Source organism: Corynebacterium sp. KPL2830 (genome assembly GCF_040225635.1).
Classification (GTDB): Bacteria; Actinomycetota; Actinomycetes; order Mycobacteriales; family Mycobacteriaceae; genus Corynebacterium.
The window spans coordinates 1-23,532 of sequence record NZ_JBEHFR010000030.1; the positions used below are offsets into that span (position 1 = coordinate 1).

Here is a 23,532-nt window from a genome sequence, read left to right on the forward strand (position 1 = left end):
GTCTCGCCATAGTAGTCATTCTGGTTCATCTCCTTATGCGGGTTAGGTTCCCACACACAAACCATTAGACACTCTCAATTGTCCGGTAATTCGGCATAGTGCAAGTCAAATGATTGCTTGGACTCATCTTTAACCCCCACGGCAATCGAAACTCCGACCCGAATGTCAAAAACATTTCCTCCTTCACGTTTTGCTTGGTCACCGGAGGTACGCGAATTACCTCGAAGATTATAGATGTAGAGGTCAGTGAAATCTTCCGCCATCGATAAGCGGACACCAGCACCGGTGTTACCGTCAATCCACCCATTATTCGTTACAAAAGCCACGATTCCTTGGTCACCGATGCGATCGGTGGCCCATCGGAAAGCACGCAGATAGGAGTCATACAAGGAGTTCTTATTCGTGGCCGTGGACTTGGCCGCGTAGGTATCCGCGATGCGTTTATCCAGGCTCGGGTACTTCTGATTGGCATTGAGGTCGTTCGCGGATTTTTGGCCGGCAGAATACGGCGGGTTGCCAATCACGACGTTGATGGGCGCGTTCTTCTGGCGCTCGATGGTGGCGTTATTTTCGCGGAAGATGTTGAGGTCTGGAATATCACCTTCTTCGTGGACCTGGAAGGTATCGGCAAGCGCGATATTCGTAAACGGTACGTATTCCGGTGCCGGCTCATCGTCGCGCTGCGCGGCCTCCTCACGCAGGGCGTTGTAGGTGGTCTCGATATTGACGGCAGAGACGTAGTACGCCAGCAGCATGATTTCGGTGGCGAATAGCTCATTGGCATATTTGCGCGCAAAGTCTTCCGGCTTGATGAGGCCAGACTGCAGCAGGCGCACCATGAATGTCGAAGTACCGGCGAAGGGATCGAGGATGCTCACGCCTTCATCGCTAAGCCCCTTGCCAAAGTGCTTGCGGGAGACCTCATCGGCTGCACGCAGGATGAAGTCCACGATTTCCACCGGGGTGTAGACAATGCCGAGGGCCTCTGCCTGCTTCTTGAAGGCCTTGCGGAAGAAGCGCTCATACAGCTCCTTGATCACCTGCTGTTTACCGGAAGCAGAGGTCACCTCAGAGGCGCGAATGCGCACGGATTCGTAGAACTTCTCCAGCGATTCGGTTTCCGTGTCCAGGTTGGCCTTGGATAGTGCCGCCACCATCTTCTCCATGACCTGGGCTACTGGGTTGTGGGTAATGAAGTCATGGTTTTCAAAGAGGGCGTTGAACACCGGTGCAGTAATCAGGTGCTGCGAGAGCATAGAGATGGCATCATCAGCCGAAATGCCATCGTTCAAGTTATTGCGCAGGCCCTCAACGAATTCGTCGAATTCTTGGCGCAGGTCCTCATCGGCGTTTTCTACCAGCGCGGTAATGCGGGTAATTTGGTTTTCTGCAATAGTGGCAACGTCATCGGCCCAGTCCTCCCAATAGGTGCGGGTGCCGACCTTATCCACCAGCTTGGTGTAGATGGCCTCTTGCCATTGCTCCAAAGAGAACAAAGCAATCTGCTGGGTCATTGCGGAAAAATCCTCAAAAGCCTCAGTGGACTTGGTGCGTTCTGCATCCTCCAGCTTTTCTTTATCGCTTTTCTCCTTGTCACCCGGGACATGGTTGACATCAATGGGTAGTTCTTCTTGTGCGTTGGCTCCATTGAGCGCGATGGAATTGATCTTGGCGTTAAAGCGATCATCGTGTGCACGCAGCGCGTTAAGGATCTGCCAGACCACCTTGAAGCGCTGGTTATCATTGAGCGCCTCCGAGGGCGAGACATCTTGCGCGACGGCAACCGGCAAGATGATGTAGCCGTAGTCCTTGCCCGCAGATTTACGCATCACGCGGCCCACGGATTGGACCACATCCACCATGGAGTTGCGCGGGTTGAAAAAGATCACCGAGTCCAGCGCCGGTACATCCACGCCTTCCGAAAGGCACCGCGCGTTAGTCAGTATCCGGGCTTCGTTTTCTGACGCGGGTGATTCAATCCAGGACAGTTTGGTACCGCGCTCCATGGCGTTCATGCCGCCATCGACATGCTGGGCAGCAACTTGGAGATCAACGTTGGTCAAGGAGACATCATTAAGCACCGCCTTATCCTTCAGCAGCTCCTGGTGAGTCCTAATCAGGGAAGGAAAGCTCTCCGCAATCTGGGTAGAGGTCTTAATATCCTTGGCAAAGGCCACCGCGCGCTGCATGGGGTGGGCGTTTTCATCGAAGCCACCTTTCTTTCCTTGCAGCTCACCAGAACGCTTGGCCAGGCCATTCCACGCACCGATCATTGCGGAGGCAAGCGAGAGGTTGATCTGATTGTCTTCGCTATGAGCCATGGCGTTGGCAGCTACTGATTCATCAACGGTCATGACCAAAACCTTGTAATCCGTAAGCAGGCCTTTATCCACGGCCTCGCCAAAGCCCAACCGGTAGAACTCGGGGCCGTAAATGCCCTCATCGTCCATGGAAGTGAGCTCTGCAGAGTGCTCGGCGGCCTTGCCTTTCACGGCGTCATCGAAAAGCCGCGGCGTTGCAGTCATGTACAAACGCTTAGAGGCCTTGATGTAGTCCGCGTCGTGCACGCGCACGAAGTTGCTGGAGTCCTCGCCGGCCAGGGTGATGCCGGTAGTGCGGTGGGCCTCATCGCAAATAACGAGGTCAAAGTCATCTAGGCCCTGCTGCTGTGCCTCGTGCACAGCCGGCAAGGATTGATAGGTAGAAAAGACGATGTTGAGCCCCTTGGCACGCTTACCAGACTCAAACCGCCGCGCAATCTCCGCGCCTTCAGTAGAGACGGGGACTTCCAAGTCATAGACCGCAATGTCTTCGGCCTTCTTAGATACCTTCGAGTCCGAGCACACCGCGAAGGCGCGCATATCGAGGCGCCCCTGCGCCGTCCATTCCTTCAGCGTCTGCGAAAGCAGTGAAATAGAAGGAACCAGGAACAGGATGCGCGCCTTGCCTCCCCTATCTTCTGCCACTCGCTCCGCGAGGCGCAGCGCAGTAAACGTCTTGCCGGTACCGCAGGCCATGATGAGCTTGCCGCGGTCATGGGTCTGAAATCCCTCGATGGCCTTGTCGATGGCCGTTTGCTGGTGCGGGCGCGGCTCAAAGGTCTTGCGCTGCGAGAGGTTGATTTAAATATTTTTATCCTGCACCTCGGAGCCTGGAAAGGCGACGTCCCAGTTAATGGGCGATTCTGCGATGGCAGAAATACCAATGCGGCTGGTGGGGATAATCTGGTTGGCCAATGCTTCCTCGGCGTGCGAGGACCAGTGATCCGTGGTGGAAATGATCATCCGGCTACCGAAGTGCTCGCGGCCATGTTCCGTTTCAAAGGAATGCCCCGAGGCCTCAAAGAAGGAATCCAAGTGCGATTTCTGGATGCGCGCGGTGGACGCATAGAACTTGCACTGGATAGCGGTCCACGTCCCGTCATCGCGGCGGCGGGCCACCAAGTCAATTCCGGTATCGGCCTTGCCGCCGTTATAGCGCCAGTCAGTCCACCGGCTGACCTCATCAAACTGTGCTTTGAGAGTGGGATCAGTCTGAAAATAGTTGACCATCAGCTTTTCAAAAGCGATGCCATACTTCGCCTTTGGTTGGTTTTCGCGCAGCTGTTCCAGGACCTCAGAGAACTTTGACATAGGAACATTATGCCTGAGGGTGCTTCAGGTTTCCTTCGTTATTGCTGCATTTCGCTAGCTGTAGCCCGATGAAATGGCTTACTCAAGTGGTCAGCCCCGTTTACATAGGGAAATGATTGCCCCGGGTTGGATATATCTTGAGTCTTTACGCGTTTTAGTCCTTGCGCCCGTCCGCATAGTCCACAAGGAAGCGCAAAAAATGTTGGGCCGGATCAGAAAGACGATTCTGCGCACTCCACACCACCCGTAGCGGCCGGTCAAAGCTGATTCCCACCACCGGAACCTCTACGTATTCTCCTGTAGCGAGCTGTGACGCCACCGCTCTCCGCGCGATAACCCCCGGCGCACCCAGAGCTCCTATCGCAGTACGTTGAGCTCCCAGAGACCCGAACTCCCCTGCCGGCGGGGCGAGCACTCCCAGAACATCCGCCACCACCTCTCGTGTGCCGCTTCCCTGTTCACGCAGCACCAAGGGCGTAGATTGCAGCTCCTCCTTCGTCACTGGAGATACCTTCGTTTCCAATGTTGGTGCTGACGTTGATGCTGACGGGGTCACTGGCTGATTGTGGTTGCGCGGCTTCGCCCAGCGATGTTCTGCGGGGACAACAACCACGAGTTCATCGTGCCCGACCACACGCTCGTGCAGTTCGTGGGCCACCCAGTGGCCTTCAATAATCGCTAGTTCTGCCTGTCCTTGAACCACGTGGCGCTGCGCCTCCCGGCTGTTGAGCTGACGCATGTACAGATAAGTATGTGGGTGAGCGCGTTGGTAGGCCGCGGCCCAGCGGGGGTAGTCCACTTCGGCCACAGTATGAGAAACCACCAAGTTAATGTCTTCGGTGACCCCAACCCCAACGGCTGTTTCGAGGCCACGCGCGCATTCGTTCAGGGCGCCTTCTAGTCCCTCGAGTACACGGACGACTTGGCTGCCCACTTCTGTGACGGAACTACCCGCGGCTCCGCGCCAAAAAATGCGATTATTGAGGCGTTTTTCAAACTTGGCGATGCGCGTACTAACCGTTTGTTGGGAGACATTCAGATGTTTCGCAGCCTGGTTCATACCCCCATATCGAGCTACAGCAAGGACGGCATCAACTGTGAAAGCATCGGGAACGTAGCTGCGTCGAACGGGAGAGAATCCATCGTTACCATCTTCTCGTGAGGGGTACATTCATTTATTGTAACCCCGTTCGGATTATACGCTCTCCCGCACACATCAAGCAGTGCCTAGCCTGAAGAATATGTTAAAGATTCGCAATGAGATAGAGCTCCCTCCGCTAGGAGCTGGCTGGGCCGGAGCAGTAATGGGACTCGGAATCTCCTCGTCTCTCATCGATGCTCACCTGAGCCCAATCCTGGGCCGCCTTCCAGCAGAAATCATGCTCGGCGTTGCAACGCTTGTCTTCTTGGCGTTCACAGCGGGATTTATTAAGCACCGCACTCCGGGATTCAACTCCAGCGACATGCCTGCATGGGGCATGGTCTCCATGGGCATCCTCGCTTTGGGTAGTGCCTACTCACTTATCTTTGACGCCTGGTTGATTCACACCGTGTGTTGGGCGGTAGGAACAATCCTGAGCGTCATTACCTGTTTAAAATATCTCAAGTTTCTTTTCTCCGACCGCCCTTCTAACCCCGCTTTTACCTGGGGATTACCCCTTGTTGCCCCCATGGTTTCCGCAACCTCGTCGGCGCAATTAGTACCGCATGCTGGTGAATGGGGCTCGGTCATCCACGGCATCGGCGTGTTCTGCTTCGTAGTGGCTTGGGTGACAGGACTGCCGACGTTTGCCGTCGTTTACCTGCGCACCTTTCCCAAGGTTCCCATTAGCTTCGCTGCCACCGCTTGGATCCCGATGGGGTTGGTCGGCCAGTCCACCGCCGCAGCACAGCTACTCGCCGGTGACCAATGGCATTTCCGCGCCATGGTCTATGGTGTAGCGATGCTGGGCTTGGGCGTGCCGCTGAGCATCTACGCTTTGGCCAAGCACTGGGGTACCGCCCTAGGAAATACCCCAATGTCCTATAACCCCAGCTGGTGGGCCAGTACCTTCCCCGTGGGCACGTGCTGCCTCGGCACCCATACCCTATCCACACAGCCCGCGGCGCTCGCGTGGGGTCTGGGCTGGATGGATACCGTGAGCGCCGCTCTGCTGGTTCTGCTCCTCCTTCACGTCACTTGGGCTGCCTTCGGAGCCATCAAAACCGTTTCCGAGCATTTCAAGGTCAGCCAAATGAGCCACGCATAACTTCAGGGTCTTCGGGTACTTAAGAACCTTGCGGATCGTGCTCGGCGAAGAACTGGGGCATCGCCTGGAGCAAGTGCTGGTTCCAGACTCCGTGAGCGCTAAGCGCCGATGCGTGGTCAGCGTGTGGGCGCACGTACTCGCTCAGGTCGATATTCTTTTCATGCGCTATGCGGCGAAAATCGTCATAGCTTTCCGGCGGGACGAGGCGATCGTTATCGCTACGGACAATCTTGATGGGTGGCATGTCCGAAGTAAGGTGCGTCGCCGAGGTAACAAAATCTGCACGGTCGGGATATTCCTCCGGCGTTCCACCCAGGTATTTCTGCACGGTATCGCGGGAGCCTGGCGCGGCATAGGCATCGTCGGAGTCATAGATGTGGCGGACATCGAGGGCCGGTGAATCCGCATACACGGCGCGGGGAACGGCCGGTGTGCCGGGGCAATCGGCGGAAGGTAGGTGGTTGGGGTGCGCGGCGGCATCGGCAGTCGCATTCAGCACCAACTGGCCGCCCGCAGATTCGCCGTACATAAAGAAGCGCTCCGGGTCGCCGTCATAATCCGCCGCGTGGGCATTGACCCAATTCATCGCGCAGCCCACCTGCCCTGCTGCCACCTTCCACGTGGGCTGATCCAAGCTGGACAGCGTGTAATCGATGGATAATACGAGGTAGCCACGCTGCGCCATCTGACGCATATTAAATGCCTGGGAGCGCTTGTTCATCTGATCCCAGCCGCCGCCGTGGACATACATCATCACCGGGTGGATGCCGCCATCATTGGGCTCATAGATATCCATGTCCAGGTCCTCGTCATGGAAGGAATCGTAGGCCACGGTGTGATCAGGGCCCTCGTCGGTGCTTTCCACACCAGCCCAGCTCAACGCGGCGCGAATATCCACGTCGGTCCCCTGCTCCTTCGCAGCATGAATCTGCGTCCCAAAAAGCGCTATGCCTGCAATGAACGCAACCGCCGCAAACGCGCCTGGCACGTAGAAGCTGCGGGAGCCGAACCTTCCTAGCACCGCAAGGACCAGAAGGATAAGGGAAAAGATTATCACCGGCCCGACGTACTGCGGGCCAATGAGCGAACCCGTACCCCAATACGGAATATGCGGCGTAAACGGTGCCACCGCAAGCCACAGCGCGAGGAAAGCTACAAGCGCAAGCGGTACGGACAGCAACCGGGCAACGATCTTCATACCGGCAACGTTAGTCCTCGTTTCCGGAAATGCATGGTGGAGATTCTGCTTTCAGTAAGAGAACCGGAGTCACTCGCAAGTGTTTCCGCGCTTTTACGAGGAAGTCACGACCACAGCCTGATTAACTTGAACCAGACGAATAAAGTGGGAAAGCAATGAGTAATCTCCGATTCAAAAGGTGGGACTACACCTCCGATGTGGCTCCCTCGGCAGTCTTGACGCTGAAAAATCCATGCGGCATCTATGTGCTTGAGTTTTCCAATGGCGAGCAATACGTGGGTCAGTCAGTGAATTTTCCCTCGCGCCTAGCGGACCACCGGCGAACCTACCCTGACATCGTTGCCGTAAATTTCTGTCCGGTTCCTGCGAGGGACCTCAACATGGCAGAATATGGCGAGATTCAACGCCGCCGAAAAGCAGGAATTCTACTGCGCAATAAGACACTCCTCGCACAGCCTTTGGGCGATTCCCCACTCGATGCGCTCATAGATCAGCAAGTCCAAGCCAAATGGCTCGACGTAGAAGCTACCGATGAAGGAGAGGTCGAAATCGGCGACCGAGCCGTTACCGCTAAAAAGCGAAACCTTTCAAATAAAAAGTTCGAGGAGCTTAGAAAGCAGCCTGGATGGGAGGACATTTTAAGGTCGCTGTCCGCTTACGTGGCATATGTCATCCCCTATCCACATCTGACGGAGAAGAAAATCTGGACCGTCACGGCGATGCCCTCTACAAACAGGTCCGCTATCGATCGCCGCGTGGCCACTTTGAGCATTAACAACGTGGAAATGCTCTTCCTAAGAATTAGTCGCAATTCCAAAGGCGGAACTTGGAAGCCCTGCACGACATTAAATATCGCTGATACCTACGAGCCGCCGGCGTATATGCGCGGCTACACGTTCAGAAGTAGTTATCGTTCAGCAGGCCCTGTTAAGACCATCCTGTATCCCGGAGACTTCGCAATCGATGAGCTTTTGATGGAAGATTCGATCCTGCTTGCTGCTCGTGAATTGGCGCTCGGCCAAATGCGAAAGGGCACGACGATGTTTTCGAAGTACCATAGCGACGCTCTCGCGGACGAGATATTCACCTACATACACGCGGTTTTAGCTCCACAAAGTTCTATACCACATACAGGAGACTAAATACTGATATTAAGTTTTCTTAAGAAATCAATACCACCCAAACACTCGACGCCAAAGTACTGTGCTACATCCGGAATCTTCACTCGTGCTTTTCCATTTGGCGCGGGTTTCTCGTTGGTTACAATCTTCGCTTTATGCCGATACGCGGAGGCAACTAACCAAGAATCTGCAGCATCCAAAAATATATTTACTGCGTTTGGTTTGTATTTAGGCTCGCGCTCCGTACTGACCCAACGTGTCATTTCTTCATAAGCTAGGATTTCTGCCTTATCAGGAGACAACCGCTGACTGGGCCGGACAAGGTTTTCATACCACGCAAAGCGAGGATGCCCCCAGTTCTTCATTTCTTCGTGGACCTCATCATGGAAGCAAATCCCCGGAACGAAAAGCTTCGTCTCAAGCTCTTTCCATAAGCTAGGGAATATATCTTCTGGATAAGTAGTCGTTAACTCACCAAGAAAACTCGTATCGATGACGTACATCGCTTATACCGCTTTTCTTCCCGAAGATCGTGCAGACGACACAAGCTTTTCAAAGGAATCATACGTAGTTGTTCCCAGAAGACTTGCAGCTTGTTTTTCAGGTAGGACTCCTGATTCTGCGGCGTCTAATACTGTCTCAAAAAATCTCTCTCCCACCCTTGATTTAATTAAAACATGGCGGGGAGGCGCACCTTTAGCATCTCGTGAAGTCTTTATTAGCGCCTGTTCTTTCCGGAACCGTGCCGCAAGTGGAATAGCTTCTTCTTGTGGGACAATTCCAAGTCCTACTAGCCGCCACAACAATGCTTCGCGGCTCATACCGTATATCTTGGATAGCGTTGATACCTGTTCCTCTAGCTCGTCAGTGGGCTGGAAATCCTCCCTTAAGGAAGCTCCCGGGCACAAGAAGGCCGCAGCAAATTGATTACACCATTGCTCAGTTTCTAGGCGCTCCGAATGATCAGAAATTCCGGGTTTACCAAGCACAACGTGCGCCAATTCGTGCGCAATACTAAAAAGCTGGGCTGTCTTGGTATCGCGGGTATTGATGAAAACTAGGCAGTAGCCATCCTCTTCAAGGGTGAATCCACGAAATTCCTCTACATTAAGTGCCCTACGGGTGGAGTTTTCGGCAATGGAGTTTCGGGCGACGAGTATCCCGGCATCTTCCATCAATGAAACCAATTCACGAACTTTGTCACGCCCAGGAAGAGGAGCTTCTTGCTTGAGGCGGAGCGCGTCCCGAACGCTACTAGCAGCAACCGCTGCAGACTCAGAAATCGTCGCGCTACGGAAAAGCTCCGGCGGATCAATTCCTATGTCCCGTGCGTATTCGGCGTACCAATCGAGGCGAGTCTGGGAAGCGAACATGACTTCCTGCAGCTCTGGGCTGACCGTATCGAGCTGCTCATTGCGCACGGTTCTAAAATCCGCGACCTCAACTCCATCGCCTGTGGGGGCATCGAGAAGCAGCCTGCCGAAAGGGATGTGAGCTTTCTTCGCTAGGTCTTTCGCTTGTTTTAGAGTGGGACGCTCTTCACCAGTTTCCCATTCATGGATTTTGGGGAATTGCTTGAGTAGCGCGGATTGTGAGAGCCCTGTGCGGGATACCGCCCAAGCGAGCACAGCAGTTTGAATCATCACTCGTACAGGTGCCATGACGATCCTCCTTCACTGTCCATAGATCTTAAATAGTAGCGTAAACCAAACAATAAGGCCCGGCCGAGGTCGGCAGCATCGGCAAGCGCATTCAGCACCAACTGCCCGCCGTGGATATACACCATCACTGAGTGGGTGCCACCATCATCGGGCGGATAGCAGCCGGGCAGCGATCTTCAAGTCCTCGGTTCCGGAGGTGCGTGGTAGCGGATTTAGTGGAGAAAAGCCGCCTACTAACTCGCCTTTTTGAAGGAAAGGCGGCGGTCCCGCAGAGGCAGGGCGTCCTTCCGGCTTAGCTCCGCGATACACAGTGCGATGACGAAGCCCACCAAGACGATCAACGAGGACCACGACAACCACATATCAGAATCTGCCTTGGCCAGTGGTGGGAAGAAGAAGAGCCCCAAGACCGGCACAACATAAATGATGCGATTCTGCCCGCGGGCCAGAACGCCTAGCAGTGGCAATACGGCACACAAGACGTAATGGTCCCACAAGATATTGGCGGTAGCCGTAAGAACCGTAAAGATGCCGACGGCAGCAATGCGCCACGGCTCCTGTGACCGCAAAGCGGTAACAATAACCAGCGCAATCAATGCCAGGGCTACAAAAGGCGGAATAAGGCTGGCAACCAGTGAAGGATCATGGACGATGGTGACAAGAATGCTGTCATCTTCAACGCGGTTGGTGCTCAATTGGGAAGCAATCGATCCGTTGACAGGAGCGACCATTATTGCCGCCTTGATGTCCTGAAGGGTATCCCACCAAGAGGTAAACACGTCCCAGCCAGAAACGACGATTGAGTAGAGTACAGCAACGGCTCCTGTCCCGAGTGCTACCAATCCCGCTTTCCGCGCCCGCGGGAAAACCACGCAGATGAGCACGAGAATAATGGGGGTTAGCTTCACTGCAGATACAAGCCCTAGTGCAATTCCCGCGCGCACTGGGTGCACGCGAGCAGCAGCAAGGCCGTAGGCAACTCCCGCAAAAATCAGCGGGCTCGTCTGGCCAAGTAGCAACGATGATTGAAAAGCTACCGATGCCCAGCCCAAGAGGATTCCAAAAAGCAAGGCCATGGTTGGTATCTCTTCTTCAAACCACAAGAACCAGGCGGAGACTATCAGCACCACCAACGCCCAACCGGAAGCAATCGCGAGTAAAATCACGGAGACATCAAAACTCATGACCCGCACGACCAGGCTCATCACATCCGCGAGAAATGGGACGTGAACATAAGGGTGCGGGAACTCAGTGACATCAGAGTGGGCGATGGTGTCTAACCACACATCACCACGTGGCAGTGCGAAATCGCGTTCATCGATTCTATATAAATGCTCCCGATTTCCATCGCGAACGAGCAATCCAGCAATCCATAGCGCACCCCAGTCACCGTAATTCAGTTTTCCGGCAGAAATTACGGCAACCACGAGGCCAAACACCAACCCAATACAATGGTGATACCACCGCAGCACTGTTGATGCGGGCGCGGAGGCTTGATGGCGGGAATGCGCGCTCATGGGACTCCTAATATAAAAATTTCGATTCGAGACAGAGAGAAAGGGCGATGCTCATTGGACAACGGCCCCGATCACCGAAGATAGTCTAAATGCTCCTCAAGCCCGGCCAAAGCCGGGCTTGAGCTAAGCGGTGACAGGGGCTGGCTTACTCCACAACGGAGTTGGCACCCACGGCGTGACCGAAGAGGTCAGGCAAGGTGGCAGACCATGCCTCAACCAGCTGGGAGATGGCCACGGATTCGCCGCCCAGGGTAAGGGCACCGGTTTCGGTGGTCTCGCCCACGATGGCCGCGGGGATGCCGAGCTCTGCCGCACGGGCAAGCACCTTATCGGCGCGGTCAGCGGTGGTGGCCACGAGCGCGCGGGAAGCGGACTCGGAGAAGGCCGCGGTGAAGGCGTCCTCGTGCACGGCGGTGAGATCGAGGTCGAGGCCGAGGCCGGCGGCATCGGCAAGCGCACCGGCGCGCTTGGCCATCTCAAAGGCGGCGACGGCAAGGCCACCCTCGGAGACATCGTGTGCGGCGGTGAGCAGATCGTTGCCGTGGAAGAAGTCCGCGAGGCGCTTCTCATTGGCCATGTCCACCTGGGGTGGCAGGCCGTTGAGGTTGTCCTTGTCGGCGCCCTCGGCGCTCACCAGCTGCCAGATGGAACCGCCGAACTCATCCTTGGTCTCGCCCAAGGCGATGAGGACTTCCTTCTCATTGACGGTGCCCAGGTTATTGCCAATGGCCTGGTGCACATCGTCGATAACGCCAAGCACGCCTACGACCGGGGTGGGCAGGATGGGCTCGGAGCCGGTCTGGTTGTAGAAGGAGACGTTGCCGCCGGAGACGGGGATGGACAGTTCCACGGCGGCATCGGCAAGCCCATGCACGGATTCGCGGAATTGCCACATCACGTCCGGGTTTTCCGGCGAACCGTAGTTCAGGCAATTGGTAATCGCGACGGGCTTGGCGCCGGTGACCGCGACGTTGCGGTAGGCCTCCGCCAGGGCCAGGCGCGCGCCCATGTTCGGGTCCAGCTTGGTGTAGCGGCCAGAAGCATCGGCGGAAACGGCGACGCCGCGGCCGGTCTCCTCATCGATGCGCAGCACGCCCGCGTCCGCGTGATGGGACTGGACGGTATTGCCGCGCACGTAGCGGTCGTACTGATTCATGATGAAATCGCGCGAGCACAGCGAAGGCGAAGAGACGAGCTTCTGCAGGGATTCCACCAGGCCGCGCTTGTCCGTGCCCTGGTATTTCTGCAGCTCATCCTGCCACTCGGGGCGGGCATAGGGGCGCTCGTAGACGGGCGCTTCATCTGCGATGGTGCCAGCTGGGGCATCGACGACGACCTCGCCCTGGTGGCGAATGACCAGGTGGTCACCCTCACTAACCTCACCGATTTCGGCACAGGTGACCTCCCAGTGCTCACAGATTTCGCGGAACTTCTCCACGTTTTCCGGTGCCACGACGGCGCACATGCGCTCCTGGGACTCGGAGGCGAGGATTTCCGCGGCGGTCATGTTTTCCGCGCGCAGCGGCACGGCATCGAGGTTGACCTCCATGCCGCCATCGCCGGACGCGGCCAGCTCAGAGGTGGCACACGCCAGGCCGGCACCGCCCAAGTCCTGGATGCCCACCACAACACCGGCGTGGTAGAGGTCCAGGCAGCATTCGATAAGCACCTTTTCCGCGAAGGGGTCGCCCACCTGCACGGCAGGAAGCTTGCGCTCCGCGCCGTCTTCAAAGGTATCGGAGGCCAGTACGGATACGCCGCCGATGCCATCCAGGCCGGTGCGGGAACCGAAGAGCATGACCTTATTGCCAGTGCCGGAGGCGAAGGCGAGCTTGAGGTCATCGACCTTGAGGGTGCCCACGCACAAGGCGTTGACCAGCGGGTTACCGGCATAGGTTTCATCAAAGACGGTCTCGCCGCCAATATTGGGCAGGCCCAAGGAGTTGCCGTAGCCGCCCACGCCGGAGACGACGCCGGGTAGCACGCGCTTGGTATCGGGGGCATCGGCAGGCCCAAAGCGCAGCTGATCCATCACAGCAATCGGGCGCGCACCCATGGCCATGATATCGCGGACGATGCCGCCCACGCCGGTGGCCGCGCCTTGGTAGGGCTCCACGTAGGAGGGGTGGTTGTGCGATTCCACGCGGAAGGTCACCGCATTGCCATCGCCGATGTCCACCACGCCGGCGTTTTCACCAATGCCGGCGAGGATCTTCTCCCCCATCTCCTCCGTCATGGTCTCACCAAAGTAGCGCAGGTGCGTCTTGGAGGACTTATAGGAGCAGTGCTCGGACCACATCACGGAGTACATGGTCAGCTCCGCGTCGGTGGGGCGCCGGCCCAGAATATCGTGGATGCGCTGGTATTCGTCATCCTTCAGGCCGAGCTCAACGTACGGCTGCTGCTCATCCGGGGTGGACTGCGCCTTGTCTACGGTGTCATTAGAAACGGTCATGTAGGTGGCCTCCTTAAACCGCCGGCGCTTCCGCGACGGCCTTGATGGCGGATACGAATAGTCCCAATCCGTCGGTGGATGGGCCGGTCAGCGGGTCAATGGCGTGCTCGGGGTGCGGCATGAGGCCCACAATCCGGCCGGTCTCATCGCTTACCCCAGCAATGCCATTGATGGAGCCGTTGTAATTATCGGTATAGCGGAAGACCACGCGGCCTTCGCCCTCGATGCGGGCGATATCGTCATCGCCTGCTTGGAAGCGGCCCTCACCGTGCTTGGCGGGCACCAAAATCTTTTGGCCCTTTTCAAACTCGCTGGTCCAGGCCGTGGTGGAGTGCTCCACCTCCAGGTAAGTATCGGTGCAATGAAAATGCAGGCCCTTATTCCGGGTCAATGCGCCCGGTAAGAGGCCTGCTTCAGTCAAGATTTGGAAACCATTGCAAATGCCGAGCACCGGCATTCCCGCCTTGGCGCGGTCGATGACGCTGCGCATGACGGGGGCGAGCGCCGAAATAGCGCCCGAGCGCAGGTAGTCACCATAGGAAAAACCGCCCGGCACGACTACCGCGTCCACGCCGTGCAGATCAGCATCTGCGTGCCAGAGGTTAATGACCTCGGCGCCGGCGGTGCGGGCCGCGCGGGCGGCATCCACATCATCCAGGGTGCCGGGGAAGGTGATTACTCCGATTTTTGCGGTCACTTACTTGACCTCCAGCTGCGTAACCTCGTAGTCCTCGATGACGGTATTAGCCAGCAGCGTTTCTGCCACCTTATCCAGTTCCTCTGCGGTAACGGAATCATCTACCTCGAGTTCGAAGCGCTTTCCTTGGCGCACATCGCTGACACCGGATACTCCGATGCGACCCAATGCGCGGACGACAGCTTGGCCCTGCGGATCCAGAATTTCCGCCTTGGGCATGACATTGACAACTACACGAGCCATGAAATTTTTGCCTTACTGTATGGGGCTTAGGTCTGCCCGATTCAGTGTAGTCATACCCCCGCCCAATCCCTAGATATACCCCCACTGCAGGGTTTTCACCCCGGTAATGCAAACTCCGCGTAAATTACGACCAACAGGAAAACGAATTTTGCGCGGCACCCAGGTTTCACCGCCTGCTCGCGCACACCCCACCGATTGCGACCCTGGGTACACCGATTGTTCAGCGAGTAAAAATAAAAGGCGTCCATGACAACTTTCTCTATGATTAAGGTGACTTCTATGGCTCTTCGCCGCCTTGGCAGGGTAGCCCTCGCTGCCAGTTTCTCCACCCTCTCCCTATCCGTCGCGGTGCCTACCGCCTTGGCCGCCCCGGATAATTCCACCGCGGTCATCTCTGAGGTCTACGGCGGTGGCGGAAATAAGGGTGCGAGCTTTTCCAATGATTTCATCGAGCTTTATAACCCCACCGATGCTGCAATCGATCTCACCGGCTGGTCCGTGGAGTACTTCGCCTCCAACGGCAATAGCGGCGGCAAGATAACCCTGTCTGGCACCATTGCTCCCCACGGTTACTACCTGGTGCAGGGTGCGGCCGGCAATGGCCAGGCCCAGGCTCTTCCCACCCCGGATGCGCAAGGCAAGGTCAATATGTCCGGCACGAAGGGCTCGGTGCAGCTTGCCGATGCCACCGGCAACACCATTGACCTCGTAGGTTACGGCGCCGCCTCCAAGTCTGAAGGAGCTGCCACGGGCTCGCTGTCTAATGACACCTCTGCTTCCCGCAACGCGGCGGGCGCCGATACCGATGACAACTCCGCAGACTTCACCATCGGTGCACCGTCTCCTACCAACTCTGGCAACGAGTCCCCGGCCCCGCAGCCGGGTGGCTCCGATAATTCCGCAGGTTCTGAGAATCTTCCCGCGCCCGAAGGCATAACCCCGATTGCGGAAATCCAAGGCCCCGGCGATACCTCCCCGCTCGAGGGCCAAAACGTTGCTACCCAGGGCGTTGTCACCGGCGTGTGGAGCGAGGGCGGGCTCAACGGCTTTACCATCCAGACCGGCGGCACCGGCAAAGAAGCCACCGATGCCTCCCAGGCGCTATTTGTCCACATGGGTAAAAAGGGCGCCGATAAATACCCCAGCATCGGCGATTCCGTCGAGGTCACCGGCCAGGTCTCCGAGTATTACGGCGCTACCCAGGTCAGCGCTTCTTCCCTCAAGCAGCTCGATACCGCGCTGGAGGAGGTCACCCCGCTCGCCGTGGATGAGCTGCCCCAAGGCGATTCCGCCCGCGAGTCCTTTGAGCACATGCTCATCCAGCCCGGCACGCACACCGTGACCAATAACTACTCGCTTAACCAATACGGCGAGGTCGGCCTCGCCCCAGGCGATGAAGCCTTCCGCCAGCCTTCCGATGTCCACTCCCCTTCCACCGACCCCAATTCCGAGCTGCAAAAACTGGCCAAGGACAACGCCGAAAAGCTCGTTACCCTAGATGATGGCCGCACCCGCGATTATTTAAGGACCGATAAGGACACCCCGCTGCCCTATATCGCCCAAGATGGCGGAAAGACCATCAAGTCCCTGCGCACCACCGATACCGTGGAATTCCAGCATCCGGTCATCGTGGGATACTCCCACGATCAGTGGCGCTTCCAGCCCACCGAGCCGGTCACCGGTGAGACCGCCGGCGCCGATCTCCCCATCTCCTGGGAAGAATCCCGCGATGCGGAGCTGCACGCAGTTGATGACGTCAAGGGCGAATACACCATCGGTGCCTTCAACGTGCTGAATTACTTCACCTCCCTGGGCGAGGAATTCGGCGGCAGCGCCTATACCGACCGCGCGGGCAATAAGGTTACCGTCAACCGCGGCAAGACCCGCGGCGCCTATACCGAATCGGCTTTAAAGGACCAAGAGCGCAAGATCGTCGCCGCCATCAATGGCCTTGATGCCGATGTCATCGGCCTTTCCGAAATCGAAGATGGCTACGCCGTAACCGGGGACTTTGACCAGCGTGATAAGGCGCTGAAGCGCCTGACCGAAAAACTCAACGAGGCCGCGGGCACCGAAAAGTGGGCCTTCGTGCCCTCCCCGTCCAAGGATCAGGTCCCCGCGCACCCCGATGTCATCCGCACCGCGTTCATTTATCACAAGGATGTGGTCAAGCCCGTGGGCGAATCCCGCATCTTCCAGGATCCCCGCTTTTCCGGCACCGCCCGCGAGCCGCTGGCCCAGGAATTCCAGCCGCTCAATAGCGATGACGAGTCCTTCGTCGCCGTGGCCAACCACTTCAAGTCCAAGGGCTCGGTGGCCAAGGGCGATGAGGATTCCGGCGATGGCCAGGGCAATAACCCCAACGTCCGCAATGCCCAAGCCCAGGCCGTGCTCGATGCCCTGCACAAGCAGGACGATTGGAAAGATAAGCCGCTTTTCGCCCTGGGTGATTTCAATACCTACACCCATGAAACCGCGCTCGATGTCTTCCGCAATGATGGCTTTACCGTGCCTGCGGAAAAGTACGGCGCCGATACCTCCTACCAGTTTGGCGGCCTGCTCGGTACCTTGGACCACGTCCTAGCCAATGAGGTTGCTTCGGGCGCGCTTGACGATGCCCAAGTGTGGAACATCAACGCCGACGAGCCCGTCGCCTTTGAGTACTCCCGCCGCAACTACAACGCCGTAGATTTCTACGACGATTCCCCCTTCCGCGCCTCTGACCACGACCCCGTCAAGGTCGGCTTCACGCTCGGCGAGGATGAATCCACCGACGACGGCGATCAGGGCAACGATGCCAACCAGGACGACAACACCGATGGCCCAGGCTTCGGGTTCGGCTCTAGCTCCTGGGGCACCGGCGCCATTATCGGCTTTGCCATCTTGGCCGGCCTGCTCGCTATCCCCGGCTTCATGGCGGCCACCGGCAACCTGCAGAAGATCATCCCCGCTGGAATCTGGGGCATGCTCCCGCAGCAGGCGAAGGACTTCATCAACGGCCTAAGCAAGTAGGAGCGCCTACTCGTATAAGCCCATCTCGTCAGAAAGCACCGCGAGCTCGTCTGCAGCAGCACGCTGCTCAAGGTCTCTCTGGCGTTTATAGCCCTGCACGCTGGAGGCATACAGATGCCGGTGGGCGTATTCTGTATGTCCCTCCAGGGCTCCTTCGTCCATGAGCTCGATGACTCGCGGCCGAGAGACATTCAGAAGGTCTGCCGCCTGTTGCGTTGTTAGTTCATCTGTTCGTTTCATGTGATCTACTATGAGGCCTCCACCGGACTAACGCGGCAGGTAAATGCTGTAATCAGCGGGAGTAGCGCCCGCGTCGAGGGCGCGGCGGGCTGCCTTTACAAAGTCCTTGATGACCTTGCGGTCATCTAGGTTGCGGGCGGAGACGGAAAGACGCACGGTATTGCCGCGCTCGGCGGAGCGCTCGGCCGCGCGGATGATGTTTTTACGCCACCACTTGGCGGAACCGAAGCCCTCACCAAAAGAAAGGTTGCGGGCTTGGTGGAATTTGCCGGTGGGCACCTCCAGGATGCCGCGGGTAGAAGCCGCCGCCTCAAAGGGGAATTTGGGCAGGACCTGCAACGTTCCGGGAGACATGCGCCAGCGCGGGGGCGCGAAGATGGTAGGTTCGAAACCAATCTGCGCCATCTGCCGGGTCGCACCGGCTAGGCGCAGCTTCGCCTCATGCGAATTGAGGTTGGCAAACTCCGCGCGGCGGCCTTGGACTGCCTGGTCAAAACCATTGAGGATAAGCGGACGGCCCGCGGCCGCCTGATCTTTCAGCCACTGTTGAGTGTCCTTGTCCTTGGCCAGGTGCCAATTGCCATCAATGTGCGGGGCGATGAGCAGGGAGACGGGAATTTCCTCCCGGTCCAGAACCGACAGGAAGCTTGTAGCCTGCTTCCGAGTGTCCTCAAAAATACTGGAGATAGAAACCAGAAGGTGGCTAGTCATAGCTCAAATTATCGCACAGTACCGCCAGATCCGCGCGCTGGCCAGAACGCAGGCCAGGGTGCCGGCCAGCGCGTGACCGTGCTGCGCGGTTATTCCGTAAGACCGGTGGCCTTATTGATGGTCCAGGCGTATTCGAAGGCGTTTTGGCGCCACTTATCGTAGCGGCCGGATACGCCACCATGCCCGGCGGCCATTTCCGTCTTGAGCAGGAACTCGCCGCCGGTGGCGGTAGCGCGCAGCTGCGCAATCCACTTCGCCGGTTCCACATACAGCACGCGGGTATCATTCAGCGAGGTGATAGCCAAGATGTCCGGATAGTCCTTGGCCTCAACATTCTCGTAGGGAGAGTAGGACTTCATGTAGTCGTAGTATTCCGGATCGTGGTACGGATCGCCCCACTCTTCCCACTCGGGAACGGTAAGGGGAAGCTCTGGCATGAGCATCGAGGTCAGCGGGTCCACGAAGGGGACCACGGCTTGGATAGCGGTAAAGCGGTCAGGTGCCATATTCGCCACGGCGCCCATGAGCATGCCGCCGGCGGATCCACCTTCGGCCACCATTTGGTCCGGGGTGGTCACGCGGCGCTCGATGAGGTCATCAGCCACAGCGATGAAATCGGTGAAGGTGTTTTTCTTCTGCAGCATCTTGCCGTCGTCGTACCACTGACGGCCCATCTCGCCGCCGCCGCGCACGTGGGCAACCGCATAAATCATGCCGCGGTCCATGAGCGATAGCCGGGTCGCGGAGAAGTACGGGTCCATGCTGGCCTCGTAGGAGCCGTAGCCATACAGCAGCGTCGGATTGGGTTTGGTGCGGTCCAAGTCAGAACGGTGCACCACGGAGACTGGGATCTTGGTGCCATCGCTGGCGGTCGACCAGATGCGGTAGGCCACGTAATCATCCGGAACATAGCCGCCGGGGACTTCCTGTTCCTTTAGCAGCGTGTACTCGCCGGTATCCACGCGGTAATCAAAAAGCTGCGCGGGCTGGATATAGGACACGTAGTTCACGCGGACTACCGGCGCGTCCCATTCCGGGTTGCCGTCCACGGCGACGGTAAAGAGTTCCTCGTTGAAGTTGAGTTCTTCGAATTCCCCGAAGTCATCGCCAACGCGCATGATGGCGGCGCGGCCGATGCCACCGCGGCGGTAGCCCACCACCATGTGGTCGCGGTAGGTGTCCACGCCCTCGATTCGGGTGGTGTCATCGTGTGCCAAAAGCTCCGGCAGTTCGCGCAGGGCGGGAAGATCCTCATCGACCTTGGCATAGCCCACCGCGAAGTTCGGGCCGGTGGCATTGTGGGTGACAATCCAGTAGTCTTCGCCGCCCACCACGGCATGGTCTACGTCGTAGTCAACGCCGGTCTCGCGCGTCCACAGCGGGCGGAATTCGCCTTCTGGGTTGTCCGTATCTAGCACCCAGGCTTCCGAGGTAATCTTCGACCCCACCCCAATGAAGAGGTATTTATCGGAGCGGGCACTGCCGATGCCCACGTTAAAGTGCTCATCCTCCTCATGGAAGACGCGCACATCCGCGGATTGCTCGGTGCCTACCTTATGGCGCCACACCGCATCCGGGCGCCAGGCATCATCCACCGTGGAGTAAAAGATATAGCCGTCGCCTGCCCAGGTAGCGCCGTAGAAAATGCCGGTGAGGTGATCGTCCAGCAGCTCTCCGGTATCGAGGTCCTTAATGGACAGTTCAAAGCGCTCATCGCCAGCGAAGTCCACGGAATAGGCCAAGTAGCGGCCGGAATCTGAGATGGAGGCCGCACCAAGGGCGAAGAAGTCCCTTCCCTCTGCCAGGGCATTGGCGTCCAAGATAATTTCTTCGCCTTCTGGGCTTCCTTCTTCCGGAATCACCGGTGCGGTCCAGGGATCGCTGCCTTCTTCTACCGGGATGCGGCAGGAATAGCCGTAGTTCTTGCCCTCCTCGGAGCGGCCGTAGTACCAGTACTTACCGCGGCGGGCTGGCACGGACATATCGGTTTGTTTAATGCGGGATTTAATCTCTTGGAAGATATTCTCCGTCATCGCATCCAAGTGCCCGGTATGCGCCGCCGTGTAATCGTTTTCGGCATTGAGGTAATCCAGGGTTTCCTGCGATTGCTTATCGCGTAGCCACTCGTAATTATCCACGAATTCGCGGCCGTGAAATTCGCGCTTTACGGGGTGGACTGGGGCTACCGGTGCGGTCGTCTTTTCATCACTCATGCCCTACCACTGTACGCGTCACCGGTTATGCCCCAGCGGCGGGCAACAGCCGTGGGCAACCAGCTAACGCGCGGTTGCCCTATCCGGCCTAGACCGGCCTGGGCGGCTAGGAACGCGGCGCAAGGAAGTCCGCGAAGCGCTCACCCGATAGCTTTTCGTAGGCCTCGATATAGCGCAGGCGGGTGGCGGAAACGACGTCATCGGGAAGCGCGGGCGGGGTGGTCTCAGAGGACTTATCCCAGCCGGAGGCATCAGAAGTCAGCCAATCGCGCACGTACTGCTTATCAAAGGAGGGCTGGACCTCGCCTTCCACGTAGGAATCTGCGGGCCAGTAGCGGGAGGAATCGGGGGTGAGGACTTCATCGGCAAGCACGAGCGTGCCATCCGCATCGAGGCCGAACTCGAATTTGGTATCGGCCAAGATGATGCCCTTCTCCTCCGCCAGCTGGGCTGCCTTGGCGTAAATGCGCAAGGTAGCCGCGCGTAGCTCCTCGGAGCGCTCGCGGCCGAGCTTATCTGCCACGTGTTCGAAAGAGACGTTCTCATCGTGATCGCCCTGCTCCGCCTTCGTAGCAGGGGTGAAAATGGGTTCGGGCAGGCGGGAGGCCTCGACAAGGCCTGCGGGCAGCTCGATGCCACAGACGGTGCCGTCGGCCTGGTATTCCTTCAAGCCGGAGCCGGTAAGGAAACCGCGTGCCACGCACTCAAAGGGCAGCATGTCTAGCTTCTTGACCACCATGGCGCGACCCAAGCATTCTTCCGGAATGCGCTCATCATCAAGCGGTCCCGCGAGGTGGTTGGGAAAGTCAATGGCATCAAAGAAGAACTTCGAGGTGGCCGTGAGAACTCGGCCCTTATCAGGGATGGCCGGTTCCAAGGCAAAGTCGTAGGCGGAGATGCGGTCAGAGACCACCATCAGCAGGGTGGTGTCATCCACATCGTAAATATCGCGGACTTTACCGGAGGCTACATGGGTATAAGAAGAAAGCTCAGGACGCATGGTCTTCATCATAACGCGCGGGCGTGCGCGGGAACGTAAGCCCGCGCACAGCGCTAAAGGATTTCGCCCGGTGTATAAGCCGCGGCCTTGGGGTGCTCGCCCACAAGGGCCTTGATGCGGTTTAGGACCTGGGAGACTTGGGATTCGGCGGCGCCGATGAAGGCGTGCTTATCCTCGAGGACCCTTTCGAGCTCGGCCTCGTCCATGGGCAGGCGGTCGTCTGCGGCGAGGCGCTGGACCAAGTCCTGGTTGCCGCCATTTTCGCGCATATTCAGCGCCACGGCCACAGCGTTTTCCTTGATCACCTCGTGGGCGGTCTCGCGGCCCACCCCGGCGCGCACCGCAGCCATGAGGATGCGGGTGGTGGCGAGGAAGGGCAGGTAGCGCTCCAGCTCGCGGTCGATCATGGCGGGGAAGGCGCCGAATTCATCGAGCACGGTGAGGAAGGTTTCGAATTGGCCGTCGATGGCAAAGAAGGCATCGGGAAGCGCAACGCGTCGCACCACCGAGCAGGAGACATCGCCCTCGTTCCACTGGCTGCCGGCGAGGTCTGCGGCCATGGTGAGGTAGCCGCGCAGGATGACCTGCAGGCCGGTCACGCGCTCGCAGGAGCGGGCGTTCATCTTGTGCGGCATGGCGGACGAGCCGACCTGGCCTTCCTTGAAGCCCTCGGTGACGGTCTCGTTGCCGGCCATCAGGCGGATGGTGGTGGCCAGCGATGCCGGGGCGGTGCCCAGGGAGACGAGGCAAGAGATGGCATCGAAATCCAGCGAGCGCGGGTACACCTGGCCCACGGAGTTGAAGATGCGGCGAAAGCCCAGGTAATCCGCGATATTGGTCTCTAGGGAGGCGAGCTTATCTTCGGAACCACCCATGAGATCGAGCATGTCCTGCGAGGTGCCCATGGGGCCCTTGATGCCGCGCAGCGGGTAGTGCGAAAGCAGGTCTTCCACGCGCTCGATGGCCAGCAGCATTTCATCGCCGGCGGTGGCAAAGCGCTTGCCCAGCGTGGTGGCCTGCGCGGCCACGTTGTGCGAGCGCCCAGCCATAACTAGGGATTGGTACTCGGCGGCGTGACGGCCGATGCGCGAGACCACGGCGATGGCCTTATCCCGGATGATTTCCAGCGAGGTGTGGATCTGCAGCTGCTCCACGTTCTCGGTGAGATCGCGGCTGGTCATGCCCTTGTGAATGTGCTCGTAGCCGGCCAGCGCATTGAATTCTTCGATGCGTGCCTTCACATCGTGGCGGGTGACGCGCTCGCGCTCAGCAATGGATTCGAGGTTCACGTCCTCGATCACGGCCTCGTACGCGCTAATCGCCTTGGCGGGGATGTCCACGCCTAGGTTCTTCTGGGCGTGCATCACGGCGATCCACAGCTTGCGCTCGAGGATGATTTTATGCTCCGCGCTCCAGATATTGGCAAGCTCCGCAGAAGCATAACGGGAGGACAGGACGTTGGGGATATTCTTCTTCTCAGCCACGTGGCTCATTATTCCATGCCTGCCCATTACGTTGTTAGCAGTTCCGCTTGAGGTTACCCAGGATTCGTAACTCTGCCCCCATGCCGGGGCAGGTTATGT

Annotated in this window: 16 protein-coding genes and 1 pseudogene; 3 read left to right on the forward strand and 14 right to left on the reverse strand. The window is 58.1% G+C overall.

Annotated features, from left to right (window positions below):
- Positions 1 to 80 precede the first annotated feature (80 nt).
- Positions 81 to 3,632: pseudogene (locus ABRP87_RS09555) on the reverse strand (restriction endonuclease); the annotation flags it as partial.
- A gap of 154 nt (positions 3,633 to 3,786) precedes the next feature.
- Complete coding sequence (locus ABRP87_RS09560) at positions 3,787 to 4,803, reverse strand: LysR substrate-binding domain-containing protein (protein ID WP_284770369.1); 1,017 nt, start codon at positions 4,801 to 4,803, stop codon at positions 3,787 to 3,789.
- A gap of 70 nt (positions 4,804 to 4,873) precedes the next feature.
- Here ABRP87_RS09560 and ABRP87_RS09565 point away from each other — a divergent pair, with 70 nt between their 5' ends.
- The gene (locus ABRP87_RS09565; RefSeq protein ID WP_349868539.1) at positions 4,874 to 5,881 is read left to right on the forward strand and encodes a TDT family transporter; all 1,008 of its coding nucleotides are present in this window, start codon (positions 4,874 to 4,876) and stop codon (positions 5,879 to 5,881) included.
- Positions 5,882 to 5,900: 19 nt separating this feature from the next.
- On the opposite strand, the gene ABRP87_RS09570 is transcribed toward ABRP87_RS09565, so the two are convergent.
- The gene (locus tag ABRP87_RS09570; RefSeq protein ID WP_349868541.1) at positions 5,901 to 7,079 is read right to left on the reverse strand and encodes an alpha/beta hydrolase fold domain-containing protein; all 1,179 of its coding nucleotides are present in this window, start codon (positions 7,077 to 7,079) and stop codon (positions 5,901 to 5,903) included.
- A gap of 155 nt (positions 7,080 to 7,234) precedes the next feature.
- On the opposite strand from ABRP87_RS09570, the gene ABRP87_RS09575 reads away from it, so the two are divergent.
- Positions 7,235 to 8,221 (forward strand): GIY-YIG nuclease family protein, encoded by a 987-nt coding sequence (locus tag ABRP87_RS09575; RefSeq protein ID WP_284849508.1) that lies wholly within the window; start codon positions 7,235 to 7,237, stop codon positions 8,219 to 8,221.
- Here ABRP87_RS09575 and ABRP87_RS09580 read toward each other — a convergent pair.
- From ABRP87_RS09580 to purS, 6 genes are all read right to left on the reverse strand, one after another.
- Positions 8,218 to 8,703 carry a DUF4411 family protein gene (locus tag ABRP87_RS09580; RefSeq protein ID WP_284849509.1) on the reverse strand — a complete coding sequence of 162 codons (486 nt, stop codon included), beginning with the start codon at positions 8,701 to 8,703 and terminating at the stop codon, positions 8,218 to 8,220. The two genes, ABRP87_RS09575 and ABRP87_RS09580, sit on opposite strands and share 4 nt — an antisense overlap.
- A 3-nt stretch (positions 8,704 to 8,706) precedes the next feature.
- Complete coding sequence (locus ABRP87_RS09585; RefSeq protein ID WP_284849510.1) at positions 8,707 to 9,861, reverse strand: ImmA/IrrE family metallo-endopeptidase; 1,155 nt, start codon at positions 9,859 to 9,861, stop codon at positions 8,707 to 8,709.
- Positions 9,862 to 10,094: 233 nt separating this feature from the next.
- Positions 10,095 to 11,378 (reverse strand): glycosyltransferase family 87 protein, encoded by a 1,284-nt coding sequence (locus ABRP87_RS09590; protein WP_349868543.1) that lies wholly within the window; start codon positions 11,376 to 11,378, stop codon positions 10,095 to 10,097.
- A gap of 145 nt (positions 11,379 to 11,523) precedes the next feature.
- Positions 11,524 to 13,833, reverse strand: a complete 2,310-nt coding sequence (gene purL, locus ABRP87_RS09595; RefSeq protein WP_023023852.1) for a phosphoribosylformylglycinamidine synthase subunit PurL — start codon at positions 13,831 to 13,833, stop codon at positions 11,524 to 11,526.
- 13 nt (positions 13,834 to 13,846) lie between these two features.
- Positions 13,847 to 14,530, reverse strand: a complete 684-nt coding sequence (gene purQ / locus ABRP87_RS09600) for a phosphoribosylformylglycinamidine synthase subunit PurQ (RefSeq protein WP_023023855.1) — start codon at positions 14,528 to 14,530, stop codon at positions 13,847 to 13,849.
- Positions 14,531 to 14,773: a phosphoribosylformylglycinamidine synthase subunit PurS gene (gene purS / locus ABRP87_RS09605; RefSeq protein ID WP_005279580.1), complete on the reverse strand. Its 243-nt coding sequence runs from the start codon at positions 14,771 to 14,773 to the stop codon at positions 14,531 to 14,533. It lies immediately after the preceding gene.
- 279 nt (positions 14,774 to 15,052) lie between these two features.
- Here purS and ABRP87_RS09610 point away from each other — a divergent pair, with 279 nt between their 5' ends.
- A complete protein-coding gene (locus ABRP87_RS09610; RefSeq protein WP_349868545.1) occupies positions 15,053 to 17,785 on the forward strand; it encodes an ExeM/NucH family extracellular endonuclease in 2,733 nt (910 codons plus the stop codon).
- A 6-nt stretch (positions 17,786 to 17,791) separates the two neighbouring features.
- Here the strand turns inward: ABRP87_RS09610 and ABRP87_RS09615 are convergent, their stop codons facing one another.
- From ABRP87_RS09615 to purB, 5 genes are all read right to left on the reverse strand, one after another.
- Positions 17,792 to 18,025 carry a helix-turn-helix domain-containing protein gene (locus ABRP87_RS09615; protein ID WP_023023861.1) on the reverse strand — a complete coding sequence of 78 codons (234 nt, stop codon included), beginning with the start codon at positions 18,023 to 18,025 and terminating at the stop codon, positions 17,792 to 17,794.
- A 27-nt stretch (positions 18,026 to 18,052) separates the two neighbouring features.
- Positions 18,053 to 18,736 carry a DUF2334 domain-containing protein gene (locus ABRP87_RS09620; protein ID WP_023023862.1) on the reverse strand — a complete coding sequence of 228 codons (684 nt, stop codon included), beginning with the start codon at positions 18,734 to 18,736 and terminating at the stop codon, positions 18,053 to 18,055.
- Between the two features lie 89 nt (positions 18,737 to 18,825).
- Positions 18,826 to 20,949 (reverse strand): S9 family peptidase, encoded by a 2,124-nt coding sequence (locus ABRP87_RS09625; RefSeq protein ID WP_023023864.1) that lies wholly within the window; start codon positions 20,947 to 20,949, stop codon positions 18,826 to 18,828.
- Between the two features lie 106 nt (positions 20,950 to 21,055).
- Positions 21,056 to 21,949, reverse strand: a complete 894-nt coding sequence (locus ABRP87_RS09630; protein WP_198010514.1) for a phosphoribosylaminoimidazolesuccinocarboxamide synthase — start codon at positions 21,947 to 21,949, stop codon at positions 21,056 to 21,058.
- A gap of 53 nt (positions 21,950 to 22,002) precedes the next feature.
- Positions 22,003 to 23,442, reverse strand: a complete 1,440-nt coding sequence (gene purB, locus ABRP87_RS09635; RefSeq protein ID WP_198010518.1) for an adenylosuccinate lyase — start codon at positions 23,440 to 23,442, stop codon at positions 22,003 to 22,005.
- Between the last annotated feature and the right edge of the window lie 90 nt (positions 23,443 to 23,532).